The organism is Kribbella sp. NPDC055071 (genome assembly GCF_053608045.1).
In genome coordinates this window covers 116,107-132,369 of record NZ_JBSGUS010000011.1, presented here as the reverse complement: position 1 = coordinate 132,369, position 16,263 = coordinate 116,107, and the positions used below count along the sequence as shown (strand labels likewise).

Here is a 16,263-nt window from a genome sequence, read left to right as displayed (position 1 = left end):
GAAGTGCTCATTTCGTTCATATCGTTCTCAGTGCAGACTGTCGGCATGCGACACCGTCCGTGGGAGCTTCGACGCCAGGTTCTCTGGCTGCAGACGGGCACTGTCGCCGTGCTGATCGTGATGGTCTGGATCACGCTGGTCAGCCGCTCCCGCGCCCAGGCGGAGCGTGACGCGGCCGCGACCGGCCTCCCGGTGCCCGACTGGGGAACCCTGATCCGGCACGACCTCCGCTCGATGCTCGGCATCGGGAGCCTGATGCTCGGCGTCGCGATCGCCGGTAACGCGCTCGTGACGTGGCGGGTCCGGCAGGCTACGCGCGGGATGGGGACGCAGTCGCTGGCCCGGATGCTCGACTTCTACGAGGGCGTCCTGCATGCCGCCCGCGAGGGTCTGATCCTGCTCGACGCGGCCGGGCGCGTTCAGCTCGCGAACGACGAAGCACTCCAGCTGCTCGGGTTGCGCGAGGCGCCGCCTGGGACTCCGATCGACGAGCTGCACCTCGGGTCCACCCTCGCGGAGCTCCTGCGGGCCGGGCGAACGGCGTACGACGAACTGCACCTGGGCGCGAACGGCGTCGTGGTCGTGAACCAGCAGCCGGCCCGGTCCGGTTGGATCGTGACGCTGCGGGACCACACCCAACTGCAGCGGTTGCTCGGCGAACTGGACGCCGTACGCAGCCTGGCCGAGTCCCTGCAGGCACAGAACCACGAGGCGTCGAACCGTCTGCACACAGTCGTCAGCCTGATCGAGATCGGCAAGCCCGAACGCGCCCGCGAGTTCGCGGTGTCCGAACTGCAGTTCGCCCAGGCGATGACGGACCGGGTGGTCGGGACGGTCGGCGATCCCGTACTGGCGTCGTTGCTGCTGGCAAAGTTGTCACAGGCGCAGGAGCGTGGCGTCGCACTCACCCTGGAGTTGGGCCAGGAGGCCTTGAACACAAGGCTTCCTGCACAGGACGTCGTGACGGTCGTGGGTAATCTGCTCGACAACGCGATCGAGGCCGCGCGCGGCGGACCGGCCCCGCGACGGGTCGAGCTTCGCGCCGGTACGACGCCGGACGCGATCGATCTCGTGGTCACGAACACTGGCGCCGAGCTGGGCGCGGTCGAGTTGGCGCACATGTTCGACCGGGGTTGGACGACGAAGTCCGAGCCCGGGCACGGGCTCGGACTCGTGCTGGTCCGGAGCACGGTCGAGCGATGGCAGGGGACGTTGATGGTCGATCCGGATTCGGAGCTCGACGACGTGCCGGCGCTGACCGTGCGGGTCCGGTTGCCGCGGGCGGTGAGTGCCAGTGCCTGACCTGAGGGTGCTCGTCGTCGAGGACGATCCGGTCGCGGCGGAGGCCCATCGCACGTACGTCGAACGGTTGCCGGGCTTCACGTGTATCGGGATCGCGGGTACGGCGGCTCGCGCACTGCAGGTGCTCGCCCGTGGTGACGTCGACGTCGTACTGCTGGACATGCATCTACCGGACGGGCATGGGCTGGACATCGTCCGGCGAATGCGGGCCCTAGGCAACCAAACTGACGTGGTCGCGGTGACGTCGGCGCGGGAGGTCGCCGCGGTCCAGGCGGCGGCCCGGATCGGGGTCGTTCAGTATGTACTGAAGCCCTTTGCGTTCGAGACATTGCGGGACCGCTTGACGGCGTACGCGCGGCAACGGCGGGCTGCCGCGCTGGGCGAGGTGGTCGCCGATCAGGAAGAGGTCGACCGCCTGTTGCATCCGGCAACCGTCTCGTCGGTGCCGAAGGGGCTGGCCGGGTCTGTACTGGATCGCGTCGTTCAGTTACTCGGCGACCGGGAGGGCTGGACTGCCGAAGAGGTCGCGACGTCGTTGGGGACGTCGCGGATCACGGCGCGTCGATACCTGGAGCACCTGGCGGATCAGGGGCAGGCGTTGCGGACGCAGCGCTACGACGGGCGCAGCGGACGACCGAAGGTCGAATACTCCTGGGTGGCGGAGAGTTAGGCGCGGATGAGCGTCGCCCACAGGTGCGGCTGGAGCGGCTGGCCCTCGGCGGCCATGTCGTAGGCCCAGAGGAGCTCGCCGTTGACCAGGCCGTACAGCCGGTGGCCTGCGGTGACTTCCTTGGCGCTCACGGTCCGGGCGACGACGTCGGTCGTCAGCTCGATCTTCGCGCCGTCGATCTCGCCGTACCAGATCTCGGCGAAGCCGGTCGGGTGCGCCAGGATCACCTCGAGCTTGTTGTCCGGACGCGGGCGCCAGAAGCCGGTCTCGACCGCCAGCGGGCGCTCCCGGGTGCCGTCCTCGCCGACCACGTAGGTCTGGCTGACGTAGTGCAGGAACGGCTTGCCGTTGTGGCTGAAGTCGATCTGCTGCCCGAACTCGAACTTCTCGATCGTCGGGTAGTCGCCGTGACCGCGCCCCTCCCAGCGGCCGAGCAGCCAGGCGAGCGGGATCAGATCGGGGTGCAGGTCCTGCGGAATCTCGAAGGCCATGTCGATCAGCTCGCGCTGCGGCCGCGATACAGCCGGTAGACGACGAACGCCGAGAACCAGCCCATGAACACACAGACCAGGACCAGCAGCGTGGTGAAGATGACGTGCAGCACGTTCGTCAGTCTAGAGGACGCTCGCGGGGCTGTCGGCTACCGTGGCGTGATGTCCCGCACGCTGGTGATCAAACTGACCGCAGGCGCCGATGAACCCGAGCGCGCCAACCAAGCCTTTACGGTCGCGGCGACTGCGGTCGCGGCCGGGGCCACGGTCTCGTTGTGGCTGACCGGCGAGGCGGTGTGGTTCGCCGTACCTGGTCGGGCTGAGGCGTTCGAGCTTCCGCACGCGGCTCCGCTGGCGGACCTGGTTGCCGCTGTCCTGGAGGGCGGTCAGCTGACGGTGTGCACCCAGTGCGCCAAACGCCGCGATCTCACCGAGTCGGACCTGTTGCCTGGGACCCGCATCGCCGGAGCCCCCGCCTTCACCGAGGAGATCCTGGCCGACACCGCCCAGGCAATCGTGTACTGACGCCCCCGGACAGCGACGCCTCGTTGGCGTCGCTGTCCACTCGCTCAGCTCGGCGGGCTACTCCCCGCGTGCCGGCGGACCACTGCTTCCCTGGCTCGGGCCACTGCGGCCGCTGCCTTGGTTCGCCAGTTGACGATCGTTGAACGACCGCTCTCCATTGCCGTTCGACTCCTGCGAGGTGGCCGGGGCTGCGGCCGGCGCCGGCGCACCCGGCCGCTCGATCCCGGCGTCGACCTGGTGCCTCAGATGGTTCCTGTCCCCGTCCGACATCTCCTTCGGCCCGCCCGTCCGGTTCTGCTGCGCACCGGGGTTGTTCGACATCGCGGCCTTCTGGTCGGCGATCGCATAGTCCTCCACCGGCGGATCCACGGCCGGCCCACTCTGCCCCGCCTGCTGAGCGTTCTGCTCGTTGCGCTCGCTTCTGTCCCGTTCGTCCGTCGCCGTCGGCAGAGCCGGGCCCGACTCGCCTGTCTCCTGCTGCTGATCCGGCTCGTCGACGCGGGGCGCCTCGGCACCAACCGGCTCGATCACGCCGTCCTCGTTCAGCGCGGCCTGCTGCTGGAAGTCCTGATCCTGCGCATCCGCCTGCGCCGCAGGCGCATTCACCCCGTTCGCCTGAGCAGCAGGCGTATCCACCCCATCCGCCTCGACCGCCGGCGAATCCACCTCAGGATCCCGCGGAGCCTCCGGGCCAACTGGCTCGATCACGCCGTTCTCGTTCAGCTCGGACTGTTGCTGGAAGTCCTGGCCCTGCGCATCCACCTCACCCGCAGGCCGATCGATCCCGTCCGCGTCAAGCCTGTCCGCGTCAATCCCGTCCGCCTCAGCCCCGGGCGCACCGACCTCATCTGCCTCGGCCCCAGGCGCATCGAGCTCGTCCGCGTCAGCCGCCAGCGAATCCAGCTCGTTCGCATCGAGTCCAGGCGCGTCCACCTCGTCCGCGGACGTACCGACCTCATCGGCCTCAGCCGTCGGCGAATCCACCTCGTCCGCCGCCGAATCCAGCTCGGGATCCCGCGGAGCCTCCGGACCGACCGGCTCGATCACGCCGTTCTCGTTCAGCTCGGCCCCCTGCTCGAAGTCCTCCTTCTGATCCGCTTCGGCCAGCTCGTCGGAGTCTGTTTCCGCCTGCTCCTCGGCGCGGTCCCGGAGCTCGTCGGCCTCGACCACGACAGCTTCGGCCGCGGCGACCTCCGCGACGGTGCCGGCCGCACCGGGTGACTGGTCGGCGGTCTCCTGCGCGTCGTCCCGATCTCTCTTGGCCTGGTCTGCGTCCTGCGCGGCCTGGTCCCTGTCAGCCGCAGCCCGATCCGCATCGCGCGCGGCCTGCTCGGCAGTGAGAGGCGTGTCGTGGCTGTCCACGACCTCGCCTTCAACGACGAACGGCCTGTCGCTGTTCGGGTCCCGCAGCGGGTCGTTGTCGTTACCCCTCGCCTCATGCAGGTCCCGGTCCCGCTGAGCCGCCTGCTGACCGAGATCGGCGACCTCCGCCCGCAGGTCCCTGAGATTCGCCTCCTGCGCCTGCAGGTCGCGGTGGGCATTGAGCCACCTCGCCTGGGCGCCATTCAGTTGGCGCTCAGTGTCGTAGTTCGGACTCCACGCCCCGTTGTCGCGCACCGTCTCCGTGCCCACTCGATGGCGCTGTGACTGGGTCAGGCGTGTCAGCCAACGGAGCAACCGCGAACGGCTGAGCAAGGCGCGCGCCGGCCGGAAGATCCGGCGAAGCCCCGCCAGGGTCTGCTGGATTACGTCATTGACTGAGTCGTCGGCGTCGGCCATTACGCCACCTCGCTGGCATAGACGGAGTATCCGAACCCGGCAGCAGTGTCATCCGGTCCCGGCTGAGATGCGTACAGGTGGTACTCGGCGCCCGGCCGAAGCCAGACGGCCAGATGACGGCGGCGGTCGCGCCACTCGATCGGAACCCGCGGATCCGATCCCGGCCCGACGAAGACCGGCGGACCCCAGAACTTCCGGGCGAGCGCGAGCTGCCCGGGCCAGTGGTCGTCCAGCCCCTCCTCGGCCTGAGGTAGCTCCGAGGCAGCGATGTCGTACGCCGACCACCCACTGCGCGGGCTCTCCGGCAGGACGGCGTCCGGCAGAACCAGCATCACGGTCTCGCGCGGAGTCACAAGGCCCCAGGCGAAGCGGTCAGGATCGATGTCACCAGGAGCCCAAGGGCGCCAGCCGGTGGCGGCGGTGACACGAGCGACCAGCGCACGGATCGCCTCCATGCCGGACGCGGGCGGCCCCCAGATCGGTCTCCAGTCCGAGACCTCAGCCAGATCCGTCATCGCGCGCTCGTCGTCGTCGGACGGCCGCTCCTGAGTCTTCACCCGCCGCACTCCTTTCCTCCGTCCGCCCAGCCTAAGCCCCAACCGGTCCCCTCCACCTCCGCTCCGACGCAGCCTGTGGATAACCGGCTCCGTCAGCGAGCAGTAAGCGATCAGCGACCGACAGACGGACTGGACTGCGTTGTAGTGGACGTATGAAGCTCCCGGCCCCACCGACCGTGAAGTCTTTCCCGTCGCGGCTGCACCATCCGCGGACGGCGGTCATGATCGGACGCTGGCTCGGCATCGCGGTGGTCATCTGCTTCCTGACCGGCCTGTTCAGCCACCTGCAGCAGGACACGCCGAGCTGGCTGACCATCCCCAGCCGGCCGGCCTCGCTGTACCGGGTGACCCAGGGACTGCATGTGCTGAGCGGCATCGTCGCCGTTCCGTTGCTGCTGGCAAAGTTGTGGACGGTCTACCCGAAGCTGTTCGCGAAGCCACCGTGGCCGCCGAGCCGGGCTGCGCTCGCCGAGATCGTCGAACGGCTCTCGATCCTCGTCCTGGTCTCGGCGATGGCGCTCGAACTGTTCACGGGCTTCCTCAACACCATCCAGTGGTATCCGTGGCCATTCCCGTTCAAGCAGACCCACTACGCGCTTGCCTGGATCATCGTCGGCTCCCTCGTCGTCCACCTGGCCGTCAAGCTCCCACTGATCGTCAAGCACTGGCGTCGTACGGCGGAAGACCGTTCCCTGCCTGTGGACCCGAAGACCGACTCATTGCCGCCGGCAATCACCGGATTGACCCGTCGTGGCCTGCTCCGGACGGTCGCCGGTGCCGCCTCCCTCGTCGGTATCACCACGATCGGCCAGTCGGTCCCGGCCTTCGGCCCGATCGCCGTCCTGGCTCCCCGCAAGCCCAACGTCGGCCCGCAGGGCCTGCCGATCAACCGTACGGCGAAGGACGCGGGCGTCACCGGGATCGACGCGGACTGGCGCTTCACGATCAAGGGCCCACAGCAACTGTCGTACACGATCAACGAGCTGCAGCAACTGCCACAGAGTCGCTCCGACCTGCCGATCGCCTGTGTAGAGGGCTGGAGCCAGGGCGCGCGCTGGGAGGGCAGCGGATCCGCGACCTGATCCGCCTCTGTGGTGCACCGCAGGACTCGCGGGTCCGCGTCCTCTCGATGGAGAAGGGCGGCTTCTACGCCACCACCGAGCTACCACCGGAGTTCGCCGACGACCCGCTGACGCTACTGGCGCTGCGCCTCAACGGCACCGAACTCGCCCTAGACCACGGCTTCCCCGGTCGCATCATCGCCCCCAACCGCCCCGGCGTACTGCAAACCAAGTGGGTCCACCGTCTGGAGATCATCTGATGCTGAAGATCCGTGCCGCGATGGCCGCCGTCGGAGTCGGAATCGGGCTGTGGGGACTCTGGCTGCTGCTCAGCGCAGTGCAGGGACCGGCCCTGGTTCGTCTGCCCCTGTGGCTCGGTGGTGCCGTGCTCGCGGACGACTTCTTCCTCGTGCCACTGACCGTCGGCATCGGCTGGCTGGTCACCCGGTGGTCCATCGGCCCGGATCACCACCGGACCGTCGGCGCCGTCCGCACCACCTTGTTGTACGTCGGTCTCACCACCCTGATCGCGATCCCACTCCTGCTGCGCCAAGGCAAGGGCATCAATCCGACGGTGCTCCCGCGTGACTACCTCCGCGACTGGCTATTGCTGGAGGCAACGATCGTGGTAGCCGGCGCAGTGGTGTTCGTGGTCGAGCGGATCCGCCCGCGCGGAACAATGGAGGCATGAGAGCCGTCGTACAGCGAGTCAGCCAGGCGTCCGTCACCGTCGAGGGCGAGGTGATCGGCGCGATCGACGAGCCAGGGCTCCTGGTCCTGGTCGGCATCACCCACGACGACACGCCGGAACAGGCAACCGCCCTCGCCGCCAAGATCTGGGCCCTGCGCATCCTCCGCGACGAACGCTCCGCCGCAGACGAGCAGGCACCGATCCTCGCGATCAGCCAATTCACTCTGTACGCCGACACCCGCAAGGGCCGTCGCCCGTCCTGGAGCGCCGCAGCGCCCGGCCCGGTCTCCGAACCGCTCTACGACGCCTTCTGCACCGCGCTGGAGGACCTGGGTGCCAAGGTCGAACGCGGCCGCTTCGGCGCCGACATGAAGGTTGCCCTGGTCAACGACGGCCCGGTCACCCTCATCCTCGACGCGTAGGACACGACCTAAAGAACCGGCCCCCGGATCCGCAAGGGATCCGGGGGCCGAGTCGGCGTTCTGGGTCGGTGAGGTTCGACTCAGAAAGGTGGTGCGGGCTGAATCAGCTGACGACGCCGGCGGCCGAGTGGCCGACGATGACGCGGGTGTTCAGGCTGTAGACGTCGATCACCAGAGCGTTCACCGAGATGTAGCGCTTCTGCCGCAGGACCTGGTTGAAGGTCAGCTTGGCGACACCCGGGATGTTCAGCGTCTTGTTCTCACCGGTCGCGACCGGGTAGACCCGGTTGCCGACGCGGATCGAGGCGATGCTCGAGGACGACGACACGCCGGCCTTGTTGTCCTTGGTCTTCCACGCGGACGCGGACGACTCGATCGCACCGATGAACAGGTTGCCGACCTTCACTCCACCGACGTGCGAGGTGAAGTTGATGTACGACTTGTCCGCTCCGATGGCGCCGTTCTTCGTGGTGTAGACCGCACCCACGTAGGCGACCTTCGGGATGTTGACCTCGCCGACGGCGACCCGGACGGTCTTGCCTTCAGTCCCCTGGCAGGTGGTCTGAAGCGACGTCGGGCTGGAGACGACCAACTTGTCGACGTTCGCCTGCGTGCCGTACGCGGAACCGATGACCAGCGCGGTGGCCGGCTTCGAGATCTCCGCGCGGGTCTTCAGCACCGCGACGTCGACGCCCTGCGGGACATACGCGTTCTTGACGTTCGCGTGGATCACGACAGCCTGCGCGTACGAGTAGATGCCGGAGCTCGTCTTCACGCCACCGACGCGGTTCAGCACGATGTAGCCCAGGCCCGGAACGGCGACCTTGGTGTTCCACTTCGGGTTGATCAGCGACGGCACCGAGATGGCGCCGATCTTCACGCCGGCGAAGGTGGTGTTGCCGGTGTAGGACAGCTTGCCCTTGGAGTACTTCGCCGTGGTGGTGGTCTTCACACCGGTCAGCGTGAGCAGACTCCCGACCTTGATGTCGACGGCGGTCGCGGTGCTGGTGACGCCCGTGCCGCTCTTGTCGTCGAAGGCGTGGGTTTCGGTCTTGACGGTGCGCGCGATCGCCTGGTCGTTCACGTTCGCGGTGGCGATGTCGTTGCGGTCGGACTTGGTGGCGTCCGTCGTGCAGCCGAACTTGCTGATGACCTGCGGACCGCTGTTGGCCAGACCCGACTCGACGTCGGTTCCGTACGAGTAACCGCTGTAGCCGTAGACCGGCGACGCGGATGCCGAACCCGAGGTCAGCGCGATCGTCGAAGCCACGCCGACTACCGCCGCAACTCCGACGACAGCGAGCTTCTTGTATCCGATGCGGGGTCTCATGACCCCTCCTCCCTGAGTGATGACGTGACCCGAATCGCGGGCCAGGACACTGACACAACTCAGGCGGTAGCGGTAGGTAACGAGAAGAACGCACTCCGAGACAGAACCGTTACATTGACGCTCGTCCCGCGAGATTCCGGCGGCTACCCGTAACTCCGATGCGATGACCCGAAAACCCTTGTTCTGTCAGGGATTCCGGACATGCCGAAGGGCCCGGACGCGCAAGGTCCGGGCCCCTGGGGTCTTACTCAGGGTGGGCCACCGCCGGGTAGGGGTGGCACCATCAGTAACGAACGACAGCTCAGACGGTGACGGCCACTTCCGCGACCTCGCCGTACTGGGCGACCACCTGGCGGTCGACCGGGTCGGCCTTCGGCGCCAGCGTGCGCAGCGTCCAGCTGCCCGGCGCCGCGAAGAACCGGAAGTGCCCGGTCGCCGACGTCGGCACCTCGGCGGTGAACTCGCCGGAGGAGTCGAGCAGCCGCACGTAGGCGCCGCCGACCGGCTCCTCGCCGCGCAGGACCTGGCCCTGGATCACGGCTTCCTTGTCGATGTCGACGCCCTTGAGGTCAAGGCCGCCCTGCTTGGCTCCGCACATGGGTCAGGCCTTCCCGGGCTCGTCGCCGAGCGCGACGGGGACGCCGACCAGCGAGCCCCACTCGGTCCACGAACCGTCGTAGTTCTTCACGTTCGGCTGCTCGAGGATCTCGTGCAGCACGAACCAGGTGTGCGCCGAGCGCTCGCCGATGCGGCAGTACGCGATGGTGTCCTTGTCGAAGTCGACGCCGGCATCGGCGTACAGGGTCTTCAGCTCGTCGTCGGAGCGGAAGGTGCCGTCGTCGTTGGCCGCCTTGCTCCACGGGATGCTGGCCGCGGTCGGGATGTGACCCGCGCGCTGCGCCTGCTCCTGCGGGAGGTGGGCCGGGGCGAGCAGCCGGCCGGCGTACTCGTCGGGGCTGCGGACGTCGACCAGGTTCTTGACGCCGATCGCGTCCTTGACCTCGTCGCGGAAGGCCCGGATGTTCAGGTCCGGCTCCTTGGCCTGGTACTCGGTCGCGTCGCGCTTGACGACCTCGTCGGTCAGCTCACGGCTGTCCAGCTCCCAGCGCTTGCGGCCACCGTCGAGCAGGCGGACGTCGGCGTGGCCGTAGAGCTTGAAGTACCAGAACGCGTACGCCGCGAACCAGTTGTTGTTGCCGCCGTACAGCACGACCGTGTCGTCGTTCTTCACGCCACGCTCGGACAGCAGCGCGCTGAACTGCTCCTGGTTGACGAAGTCGCGGCGGACCGCGTCCTGCAGGTCATCCTTCCAGTCCAGCTTGATCGCACCGGCGATGTGGCCGGCGTCGTACGCCGAGACGTCCTCGTCGACCTCGATCAGGACGACACCGGCGTCGTTCTTGTGCTCCTCGACCCAGTCGGCCGAGACGAGCGCGGATTCCCTGCTCATGTGTGCTGCCTCTCAGTTGGTAGCGGTTGTTGGCGTACGAATGCGGTGGATCAGCAGATAGGCCTCGCAGCCGAGGCAGAGCCCGACCGCCGCGTTCACGAACGCGGCCACCAGGGCGAATCCGGTCGCGACCACGCCCAGCACGGTCGCCCCGGACAGGTAACCGATCAGGCCGAGGACCGCGAAGACGAGGCCGACCAGCTGCGCGAACCGCGGCGGTGCCGCGTCCTCCAGCTCCTTCGGCGGACCCAGCCGGGGGCGGATCACCCGCTTGAAGAACAGCCCGTACGGCGAGGCCTGGACCCCGAACGCGACCGAGATCGCGAACACCACGGCCTGCACCGCAAGCGGCCACGGGTTGTTCAGTACGAGCGTCAACGCCAGCACGACCGTGGTCACACCGGCCGCGAACCTGAGTCCGCGCGGGTCGACCTGTGGTGCCGACTTCTGGGTTGACTCCTGGCCTGCCTGTGGTTCGGACATGACGACCCCTCGGAGAAGGAGGACTGTCGAGCCGGAACCCGCCCGGGTCTGCGGGAAGACGACGTACGCGAAACCGTGCTCAGCGACCGGTTTCGCAGCGCTCGGGACGCCGCCTGGTCAGCGGCGACGACACAGCGACGAGCGCATCCGGCAGTTGTCCACTGCCCTGCGCTTGGTCAGCCACGTCGTATACGCCACGCAACCGAGAGTACGGAAACCAGCGAGACCTGCCAGCCGTGGTCCCACCTGGTGAGACAAATGATCACGCCTCGGACAACTGCTAGGCGAGCACCACATTCGTGGCGGCGATCTTGTCGTGCAGGGCCTGCTTCTTGTCGTCCCAGAGCGGCCAGAGGTCGTCGAGCAGGGCCACGAAACCCACCAGCGTCCCGACCAGCGGGATCACGCCGAGCACACCGATCCCGACGACGAAGCCGATCCGCTTGGCCACCGCGGAGCCGGACGGATTCCCCGGGACGTCGCGGAGCCGCACCTTGAGCCCGAGGGCCATCTTGCCGAGCGTTGCGCCCTTCTTGGTGAGGAACAGGTACTCGTAGACGAACGACACCACGATCCCGATCAGGAGCGCCGGAATCACCCACTTGTACGCCTCGGCCGGGATGCTGAACGTGCTCGGCGGCTGCTCACCCCTCGCCGCCCGATCCGCAAGGTCCGAGGTGTTGTTCCAGATCACCTGGAAGTACTTGTAGTAGAAGTAGCCGGTGAACGGCAGGCCGACCAGGCCGACGATGATCGAGTCGAGGATGCGCGCCCAGACCCGTCGCCACCAGCCGGCGAGCGCCTGACCGTCCGGAGTCATGTGGCGGCCCTGGCCGGGATACCCGTAGCCCTGCGGCGGGTAGCCCTGGCCTTGCTGCGGGTACGGCGGATACCCCTGGCCCGGCTGACCGCCGTACTGGCCTGCACCGAACTGGCCTACGCCGTACTGGCCTGGGGTCGCCTGCCCGTACTGGCCTGCGCTCGGCTGACCTGGGGTCGGCTGGCCGTACTGGGCTGGTCCTGGCTGAGCGCCGCCGTACACCTGGCCGTGCTGCGCGGTCTGGCTCGGCTGGTCGGTCTGGCCTGGCTGCTGCCCGAACTGACCCTGGTACGGCGGTGGGCCCTGCTGGGCACGGCGTTGATCCGTCCAGGTGCTCCCGTCCCAGTAACGCTGCTGGGTCGGGTCCTGTGGGTCGTCGTACCAACCGGCTTGGAAGCTCACGCGCCCCAGCATTCCCTACAACGGAGGGCAACCGCCATCCGATGGCACGTTGCGGTCGGTCTCAGTTTGGCTGAGTCAGTTGGTTTGGCGCTCGATCGCAGTGGCCAGGGCCGCGATCACATCAGGTTTGCGCGGGGCACCACTGGCCCGCTTGACGACCGCACCGGTGCGGTCGAGCACCAGCGTCGTCGGAGTACGCAGGATGTCGAGTCGCCGGACCAGCTCCAGATGCGACTCCGCATCGAGCTCTACGTGCCGCACTCCGTCGATCATGCCCTCGACCTCGGCCAACGTCCGCCGAGTGGCCCGGCAGGGCGCACAGAACGCGGACGAGAACTGCAGCAGCGTCGCTCGGTCTCCGAGCTCCGCACCGATCTCGGCCGCCGACACCCGCTCCACGTCCTCGGCCTTTCCCCGGAATCGCCCGTCGATCCACGCCTTGAGCGCGCTCAGGACCACACCGGCCACCAACGCGCCGACCAGGACCCAGATACCCAAGCTCACAGTTATCCACAGTACGGCGGTGTGTTGACGGTTCAACCGCGCATTTCACTCCTCGGACGACACAGCACTCCTCAGACTGGACAATGGGGTCCGTGGAGAGCGGATTGGCGGTTCGGGCCGGGGTGGTGATCCCCGAGGCGGAGCTGACGTGGCGGTTCTCGCGGTCGGGCGGGCCGGGTGGGCAGTCCGTCAACACCACGGACAGCAGGGTGGAGCTGAGCTACGACGTCGCGAGTACGACGGCGTTGAGCGACGTACTGAAGTCCCGGGCACTCGAACGGCTGCAATCCCGTCTGGTCGACGGTGTGGTCACGATCGCCGCATCGGAGTACAAGTCGCAGTGGCGTAACCGTGAGGCGGCGCGGGAGCGACTGGTCACACTGCTGCGAGAGGCGATCGCTCCCCCGCCACGGCCGCGGCGGCCGACCAAACCGAGCAAGGCCTCGGTCCGGCGCCGGCTCGACAGCAAGAAGCGTCGAGGCCAGACGAAGCGCCTCCGAGGCCGTCCGGAGGACTAGCGCCCCGCGCTGGTTCCGTTGCGGGCCCTAGGGCGGCCCTGGTGCTGGTTTACCCTGACTGCCGTGCCGGATTCGGGGAACGGGGGGACTGAGCCGGAGGCTCCGGAGGAGCTTCCGGAGCTGCAGCACATCAAGGTGCGCGGCCGCTCGGTCCGGACCTGGGTAATCAGCGCGGCTGTGGTGCTGCTCGTGATCTCGGCGGCGTTCGGCGGGCTGAAGAAGGCCGATGACGCGACGCCGAGCGTGGGTGCGGGTGCGGCGATCGACACCGGGCAGTTCGAGGTCACGATCCAGCGTGTGGTCACGGCGAAGGACCTGAAGCCACTGTTCAGCCCCGACGACGGCGGTGCGCTGATCGCGGTGGTGACGAAGCTGAAGGTCACCGACGACACGGGTACGACGCCACCACAGGATCTGATCCGGTTGATCGGCGTACCAGGGATCAAGGACGACGCTCCGCCGATGGGCACCACGAACCTCCGTGACCAGACCATGAGCCCGATGCTGACCCCGGACGCCGGCGAGGACGTCGCGTACGTGTGGAAATTGCCCGACCTGAAGAAGTTGCCGACCGAGGTCAAGCTGACCGTGCAGGGGTACGAGCACGAGGACGAGTCGCTGCTGGACCACCACGAGACGTGGCTGCCGGACAAGATCGCCGCCGAGAGCACGGTCGAGGTCAAGGACAACACCAACAAATGAGCGGTCGTAAGCTCCTCAACATCGCCCTCACGCTGGCCGTCCTGGTCGCGATCGTCGGGCTCTACCGGCTGACGCCGACCCAGAAGGACATCCAGGAGCCGGTCGCGGTGAAGGGCATCGTCGACCGCCCGGTCCACACCCCGCGGTTCGACCTGACCGTCAAGGACGTGAAGGTCGCCAAGACCCTGAAGATCCAGGGGTCGGTCCGCGACACCCTGACCGACTTCGTGATCGTCGACGCGATCGTGACCGCGAAGCGCGAGCCGATCCACCTGAACAAGGTGCAGATCCGCGCTTCCGACGGCGTCACGTACCTCGGTGCCAACCGCAACGGTCTCGGCGAGATCGACCTGACCGGGTTCCAGCTCGCGCCGGACATCCCGGTGCACGGGTCGTTCGTGGTCGAGATGCCGGCCGACAAGGTGCCCGGAGCAACCTTGCAGGTGATGGAGAAGGCGATCCTGAACGATCTCGAAGCCCAGGTCACCGTGCCGCTGGGGATCAAGAGCGACCCCGAAGTGGCGAAGGTGGAGACCCTGACCCCGGCGAGCGACTCATGAGCGGCGCACGCCGGGCCCGCCGCGGCTGGTTCCGGACGAACAGCGTGGCCCTCGCGACGCTGGTCATCGCGATCCCGGTGGCCGGTTGGTGGACGACGCACAGCGACTACAAGACCTGGTACGACGGGGAGCCGCGCGATGCCGTGGTCGTCGCCGCGGGCGGAACGTCGTACCAAGGAGCCACCTGGTACGCCGCGAGCACCGAGGTGGACCCGGAGCCGACGTCGACCGGTACCAATCCCCCGCTGCCGCCCGGAACCACGCGGGTTCGCGTGTACTTCCGGCTGCAGGTGGCGCAGCTGTCGACGCTCGACAAGCTCGGCGGCTGCCAGATCCACCTGCGCGCGCCGGACGGGCGTACGTGGGACGAGAGCATCCTGGCGGACAACTTCCAGGACCGGCCGACGGGCTGCAGCGGCGGGTACGACGACAAGCCGCAGAGCTGGCGTGGTCCGCTGGCGCAGTACTTCGTGAAGCCGGTGGCCGGGAAACCGTTCGAGACGGTCGCGGTGTTCGTCGTACCGTCATCGGTCGCGGCGAGCGTTCAACCGACGATCACGTGGGCGACGAAGCTTCCTCAGTATCTGGAATTCCCGAGGTAGCCGCGGTCAGGTCGGTGATGCCGTGGTCGCCGGGGGCCTGCTGGTGGAGCGCGCGGGTCCGCGGGGTGAGGTAGCCGGCCAGGCCGCCGACCATCCGGTCGTACGCGGCGGCGAGCAGGCTGACCTGGAGCATGATCTTCAGGCCGTCGGTGACCAGGTTGAGCGGTTCGTCGATGACCAGCCAGAACTGCAGCGTGTGCGGGCTGAGGACGTACACCTTGAGCACGATCCAGACCGCGCTGGCCGCGAAGGTGACGACCGCCCAGGCCAGGAAGTACCCCAGCATCGGGCGTAGCCCGGACCGTACGACCAGCCGGAACGCGTCCACGACCGGCGTCCAGCGGTCCTTCCAGTCCGAGACCACCGAGTTCCCGGCGGCGCGGACGAGCCGGGGAGTCTGCTCCCAACGCCGCGTGATCCGGTCGAACCGCCAGCGCGGCTTCTCGAGCTTTTGCACGGAACGGCCGTAGATCACCGCTGTCATCGTGATCCACATCAGTGGCAGCACGGCCGCGCTCCACAGATCACCGATGCCTGCGGCAACGAATCCGGTGACGGCGTCCCAGACCTCGCGGACCTGGTTCACGCCGAGCACGTGGTCGAGCACCCAGCTGTAGCCGTCGTGCAGCCACAGCCACACCTGCCGTTCCTTCAGCCACGACTTCGGCGACGGGATGTACGAGGTCGCCTGGTACGCGACCACGAAGATCCACAGCGCCTCGAGGTACGTGACGAACAGCTTGCGGACCGGGCCTTCCTTGTCCTTGCGCCACTTCTTGAACAGGAGTCGGAGCAGGTACGCCGTGACGCCGAGCCCGACGAACAACCAGGTCGACAGCGACTGCAGCCCCTCGGACTGCGGCGCCACCGTTCCACCGTTGAAGATCGTGGCTGCGGTCTCGTTCACCTTGTGGACGGCGAGCTGGTACTCGTAGTCGAGGGCCTCGTTCTGCAGGAACTTGTACGCCGCGTAGAACGCCAGGAAGGGCAGCAGCGCCGCGGCGAGCGCGTCCAGCGGGCGGTGCTCCCGGCCCGGCTCCATGCCGTCCGGGGCGAGCACGCCCTCGGCGACGGCTCTGCGGTGGAACGGCAGCTCGCCGCGCATCACCAGGAACATCGCCACGTACATCGCCAGCGACACCACCACGAGCAGCGCCAGTACGGCGATGCCGGCCGCCTCGGCCTTCGCGCCCGCCTGTACCGCGACCCACTGCAGTCCACGATGCGCGAGCTGGGCGATCAGGAACACCGCGAACAGACGCGGCCAAGCCTTGCCGAACAAGACCCCCGCACGCCCCACCGTGGTGAGTAGCGTCCCCGACTCCATCGCCACGGCGCCGAATCTACCTCCCCGCAGGTTCCACCCGGCCCTGCGGCTGGCTCAGGCGGCTGGC

The 16,263-nt window shown here is 68.0% G+C and carries 21 protein-coding genes; 11 read left to right on the top strand and 10 right to left on the bottom strand.

Going from position 1 to position 16,263, the window contains the following annotated elements; translation table 11 throughout:
• Positions 1 to 45: 45 nt before the first annotated feature.
• Positions 46 to 1,302 carry a sensor histidine kinase gene (locus ACWF4Z_RS19790; RefSeq protein ID WP_452244537.1) on the top strand — a complete coding sequence of 419 codons (1,257 nt, stop codon included), beginning with the start codon at positions 46 to 48 and terminating at the stop codon, positions 1,300 to 1,302.
• The gene (locus ACWF4Z_RS19785) at positions 1,295 to 1,972 is read left to right on the top strand and encodes a response regulator (RefSeq protein WP_452244536.1); all 678 of its coding nucleotides are present in this window, start codon (positions 1,295 to 1,297) and stop codon (positions 1,970 to 1,972) included. Before ACWF4Z_RS19790 ends, ACWF4Z_RS19785 begins: the two co-directional genes overlap by 8 nt.
• On the opposite strand, the gene ACWF4Z_RS19780 is transcribed toward ACWF4Z_RS19785, so the two are convergent.
• Positions 1,969 to 2,463 carry an FABP family protein gene (locus ACWF4Z_RS19780; protein WP_452244535.1) on the bottom strand — a complete coding sequence of 165 codons (495 nt, stop codon included), beginning with the start codon at positions 2,461 to 2,463 and terminating at the stop codon, positions 1,969 to 1,971. The genes ACWF4Z_RS19785 and ACWF4Z_RS19780 overlap by 4 nt on opposite strands.
• A gap of 162 nt (positions 2,464 to 2,625) precedes the next feature.
• On the opposite strand from ACWF4Z_RS19780, the gene ACWF4Z_RS19775 reads away from it, so the two are divergent.
• A complete protein-coding gene (locus tag ACWF4Z_RS19775; RefSeq protein ID WP_452244534.1) occupies positions 2,626 to 2,988 on the top strand; it encodes a DsrE family protein in 363 nt (120 codons plus the stop codon).
• A 57-nt stretch (positions 2,989 to 3,045) separates the two neighbouring features.
• On the opposite strand, the gene ACWF4Z_RS19770 is transcribed toward ACWF4Z_RS19775, so the two are convergent.
• A complete protein-coding gene (locus ACWF4Z_RS19770; protein ID WP_452244533.1) occupies positions 3,046 to 4,767 on the bottom strand; it encodes a hypothetical protein in 1,722 nt (573 codons plus the stop codon).
• Entirely contained in the window at positions 4,767 to 5,324 is a 558-nt protein-coding gene (locus tag ACWF4Z_RS19765) for a hypothetical protein (protein ID WP_452244532.1), read from the bottom strand. The genes ACWF4Z_RS19770 and ACWF4Z_RS19765 overlap by 1 nt, the downstream gene beginning before the upstream one ends.
• A gap of 152 nt (positions 5,325 to 5,476) precedes the next feature.
• Between ACWF4Z_RS19765 and ACWF4Z_RS19760 the strand changes: the two genes are divergently transcribed.
• Genes ACWF4Z_RS19760 through dtd form a run of 4 tightly spaced genes read left to right on the top strand, consistent with a single transcriptional unit; the run spans position 5,477 to position 7,498 of the window.
• Entirely contained in the window at positions 5,477 to 6,406 is a 930-nt protein-coding gene (locus tag ACWF4Z_RS19760) for a molybdopterin-dependent oxidoreductase (protein ID WP_452244531.1), read from the top strand.
• Entirely contained in the window at positions 6,349 to 6,645 is a 297-nt protein-coding gene (locus ACWF4Z_RS19755) for a molybdopterin-dependent oxidoreductase (RefSeq protein ID WP_452244660.1), read from the top strand. Before ACWF4Z_RS19760 ends, ACWF4Z_RS19755 begins: the two co-directional genes overlap by 58 nt.
• A complete protein-coding gene (locus tag ACWF4Z_RS19750; protein ID WP_452244530.1) occupies positions 6,645 to 7,076 on the top strand; it encodes a hypothetical protein in 432 nt (143 codons plus the stop codon). Before ACWF4Z_RS19755 ends, ACWF4Z_RS19750 begins: the two co-directional genes overlap by 1 nt.
• Positions 7,073 to 7,498, top strand: coding sequence for a D-aminoacyl-tRNA deacylase (dtd, locus tag ACWF4Z_RS19745; protein ID WP_452244529.1), 426 nt, complete (start codon positions 7,073 to 7,075; stop codon positions 7,496 to 7,498). The genes ACWF4Z_RS19750 and dtd overlap by 4 nt, the downstream gene beginning before the upstream one ends.
• A 103-nt stretch (positions 7,499 to 7,601) precedes the next feature.
• Here the strand turns inward: dtd and ACWF4Z_RS19740 are convergent, their stop codons facing one another.
• The 6 genes from ACWF4Z_RS19740 to ACWF4Z_RS19715 form a co-directional block, all read right to left on the bottom strand.
• A complete protein-coding gene (locus ACWF4Z_RS19740; RefSeq protein WP_452244528.1) occupies positions 7,602 to 8,828 on the bottom strand; it encodes a choice-of-anchor P family protein in 1,227 nt (408 codons plus the stop codon).
• Positions 8,829 to 9,129: 301 nt separating this feature from the next.
• Complete coding sequence (locus ACWF4Z_RS19735; RefSeq protein ID WP_452244527.1) at positions 9,130 to 9,426, bottom strand: DUF1416 domain-containing protein; 297 nt, start codon at positions 9,424 to 9,426, stop codon at positions 9,130 to 9,132.
• Between the two features lie 3 nt (positions 9,427 to 9,429).
• Entirely contained in the window at positions 9,430 to 10,278 is an 849-nt protein-coding gene (locus ACWF4Z_RS19730; RefSeq protein WP_452244526.1) for a sulfurtransferase, read from the bottom strand.
• Between the two features lie 12 nt (positions 10,279 to 10,290).
• Complete coding sequence (locus ACWF4Z_RS19725) at positions 10,291 to 10,761, bottom strand: DUF4395 domain-containing protein (protein ID WP_452244525.1); 471 nt, start codon at positions 10,759 to 10,761, stop codon at positions 10,291 to 10,293.
• Positions 10,762 to 11,041: 280 nt separating this feature from the next.
• A complete protein-coding gene (locus tag ACWF4Z_RS19720) occupies positions 11,042 to 11,983 on the bottom strand; it encodes an RDD family protein (protein WP_452244524.1) in 942 nt (313 codons plus the stop codon).
• A gap of 75 nt (positions 11,984 to 12,058) precedes the next feature.
• Complete coding sequence (locus tag ACWF4Z_RS19715; protein WP_452244523.1) at positions 12,059 to 12,487, bottom strand: TlpA family protein disulfide reductase; 429 nt, start codon at positions 12,485 to 12,487, stop codon at positions 12,059 to 12,061.
• A gap of 83 nt (positions 12,488 to 12,570) precedes the next feature.
• On the opposite strand from ACWF4Z_RS19715, the gene arfB reads away from it, so the two are divergent.
• From arfB to ACWF4Z_RS19695, 4 genes are all read left to right on the top strand, one after another.
• On the top strand, positions 12,571 to 13,005 hold the full coding sequence (arfB, locus tag ACWF4Z_RS19710; protein ID WP_452244522.1) for an alternative ribosome rescue aminoacyl-tRNA hydrolase ArfB: 435 nt from the start codon (positions 12,571 to 12,573) through the stop codon (positions 13,003 to 13,005).
• A 63-nt stretch (positions 13,006 to 13,068) separates the two neighbouring features.
• Complete coding sequence (locus ACWF4Z_RS19705; protein ID WP_452244521.1) at positions 13,069 to 13,707, top strand: hypothetical protein; 639 nt, start codon at positions 13,069 to 13,071, stop codon at positions 13,705 to 13,707.
• Entirely contained in the window at positions 13,704 to 14,267 is a 564-nt protein-coding gene (locus tag ACWF4Z_RS19700) for a hypothetical protein (RefSeq protein WP_452244520.1), read from the top strand. Before ACWF4Z_RS19705 ends, ACWF4Z_RS19700 begins: the two co-directional genes overlap by 4 nt.
• The gene (locus tag ACWF4Z_RS19695; RefSeq protein ID WP_452244519.1) at positions 14,264 to 14,869 is read left to right on the top strand and encodes a hypothetical protein; all 606 of its coding nucleotides are present in this window, start codon (positions 14,264 to 14,266) and stop codon (positions 14,867 to 14,869) included. The genes ACWF4Z_RS19700 and ACWF4Z_RS19695 overlap by 4 nt, the downstream gene beginning before the upstream one ends.
• Here the strand turns inward: ACWF4Z_RS19695 and ACWF4Z_RS19690 are convergent.
• A complete protein-coding gene (locus ACWF4Z_RS19690; RefSeq protein ID WP_452244659.1) occupies positions 14,823 to 16,196 on the bottom strand; it encodes a hypothetical protein in 1,374 nt (457 codons plus the stop codon). The genes ACWF4Z_RS19695 and ACWF4Z_RS19690 overlap by 47 nt on opposite strands.
• Positions 16,197 to 16,263 lie beyond the last annotated feature (67 nt).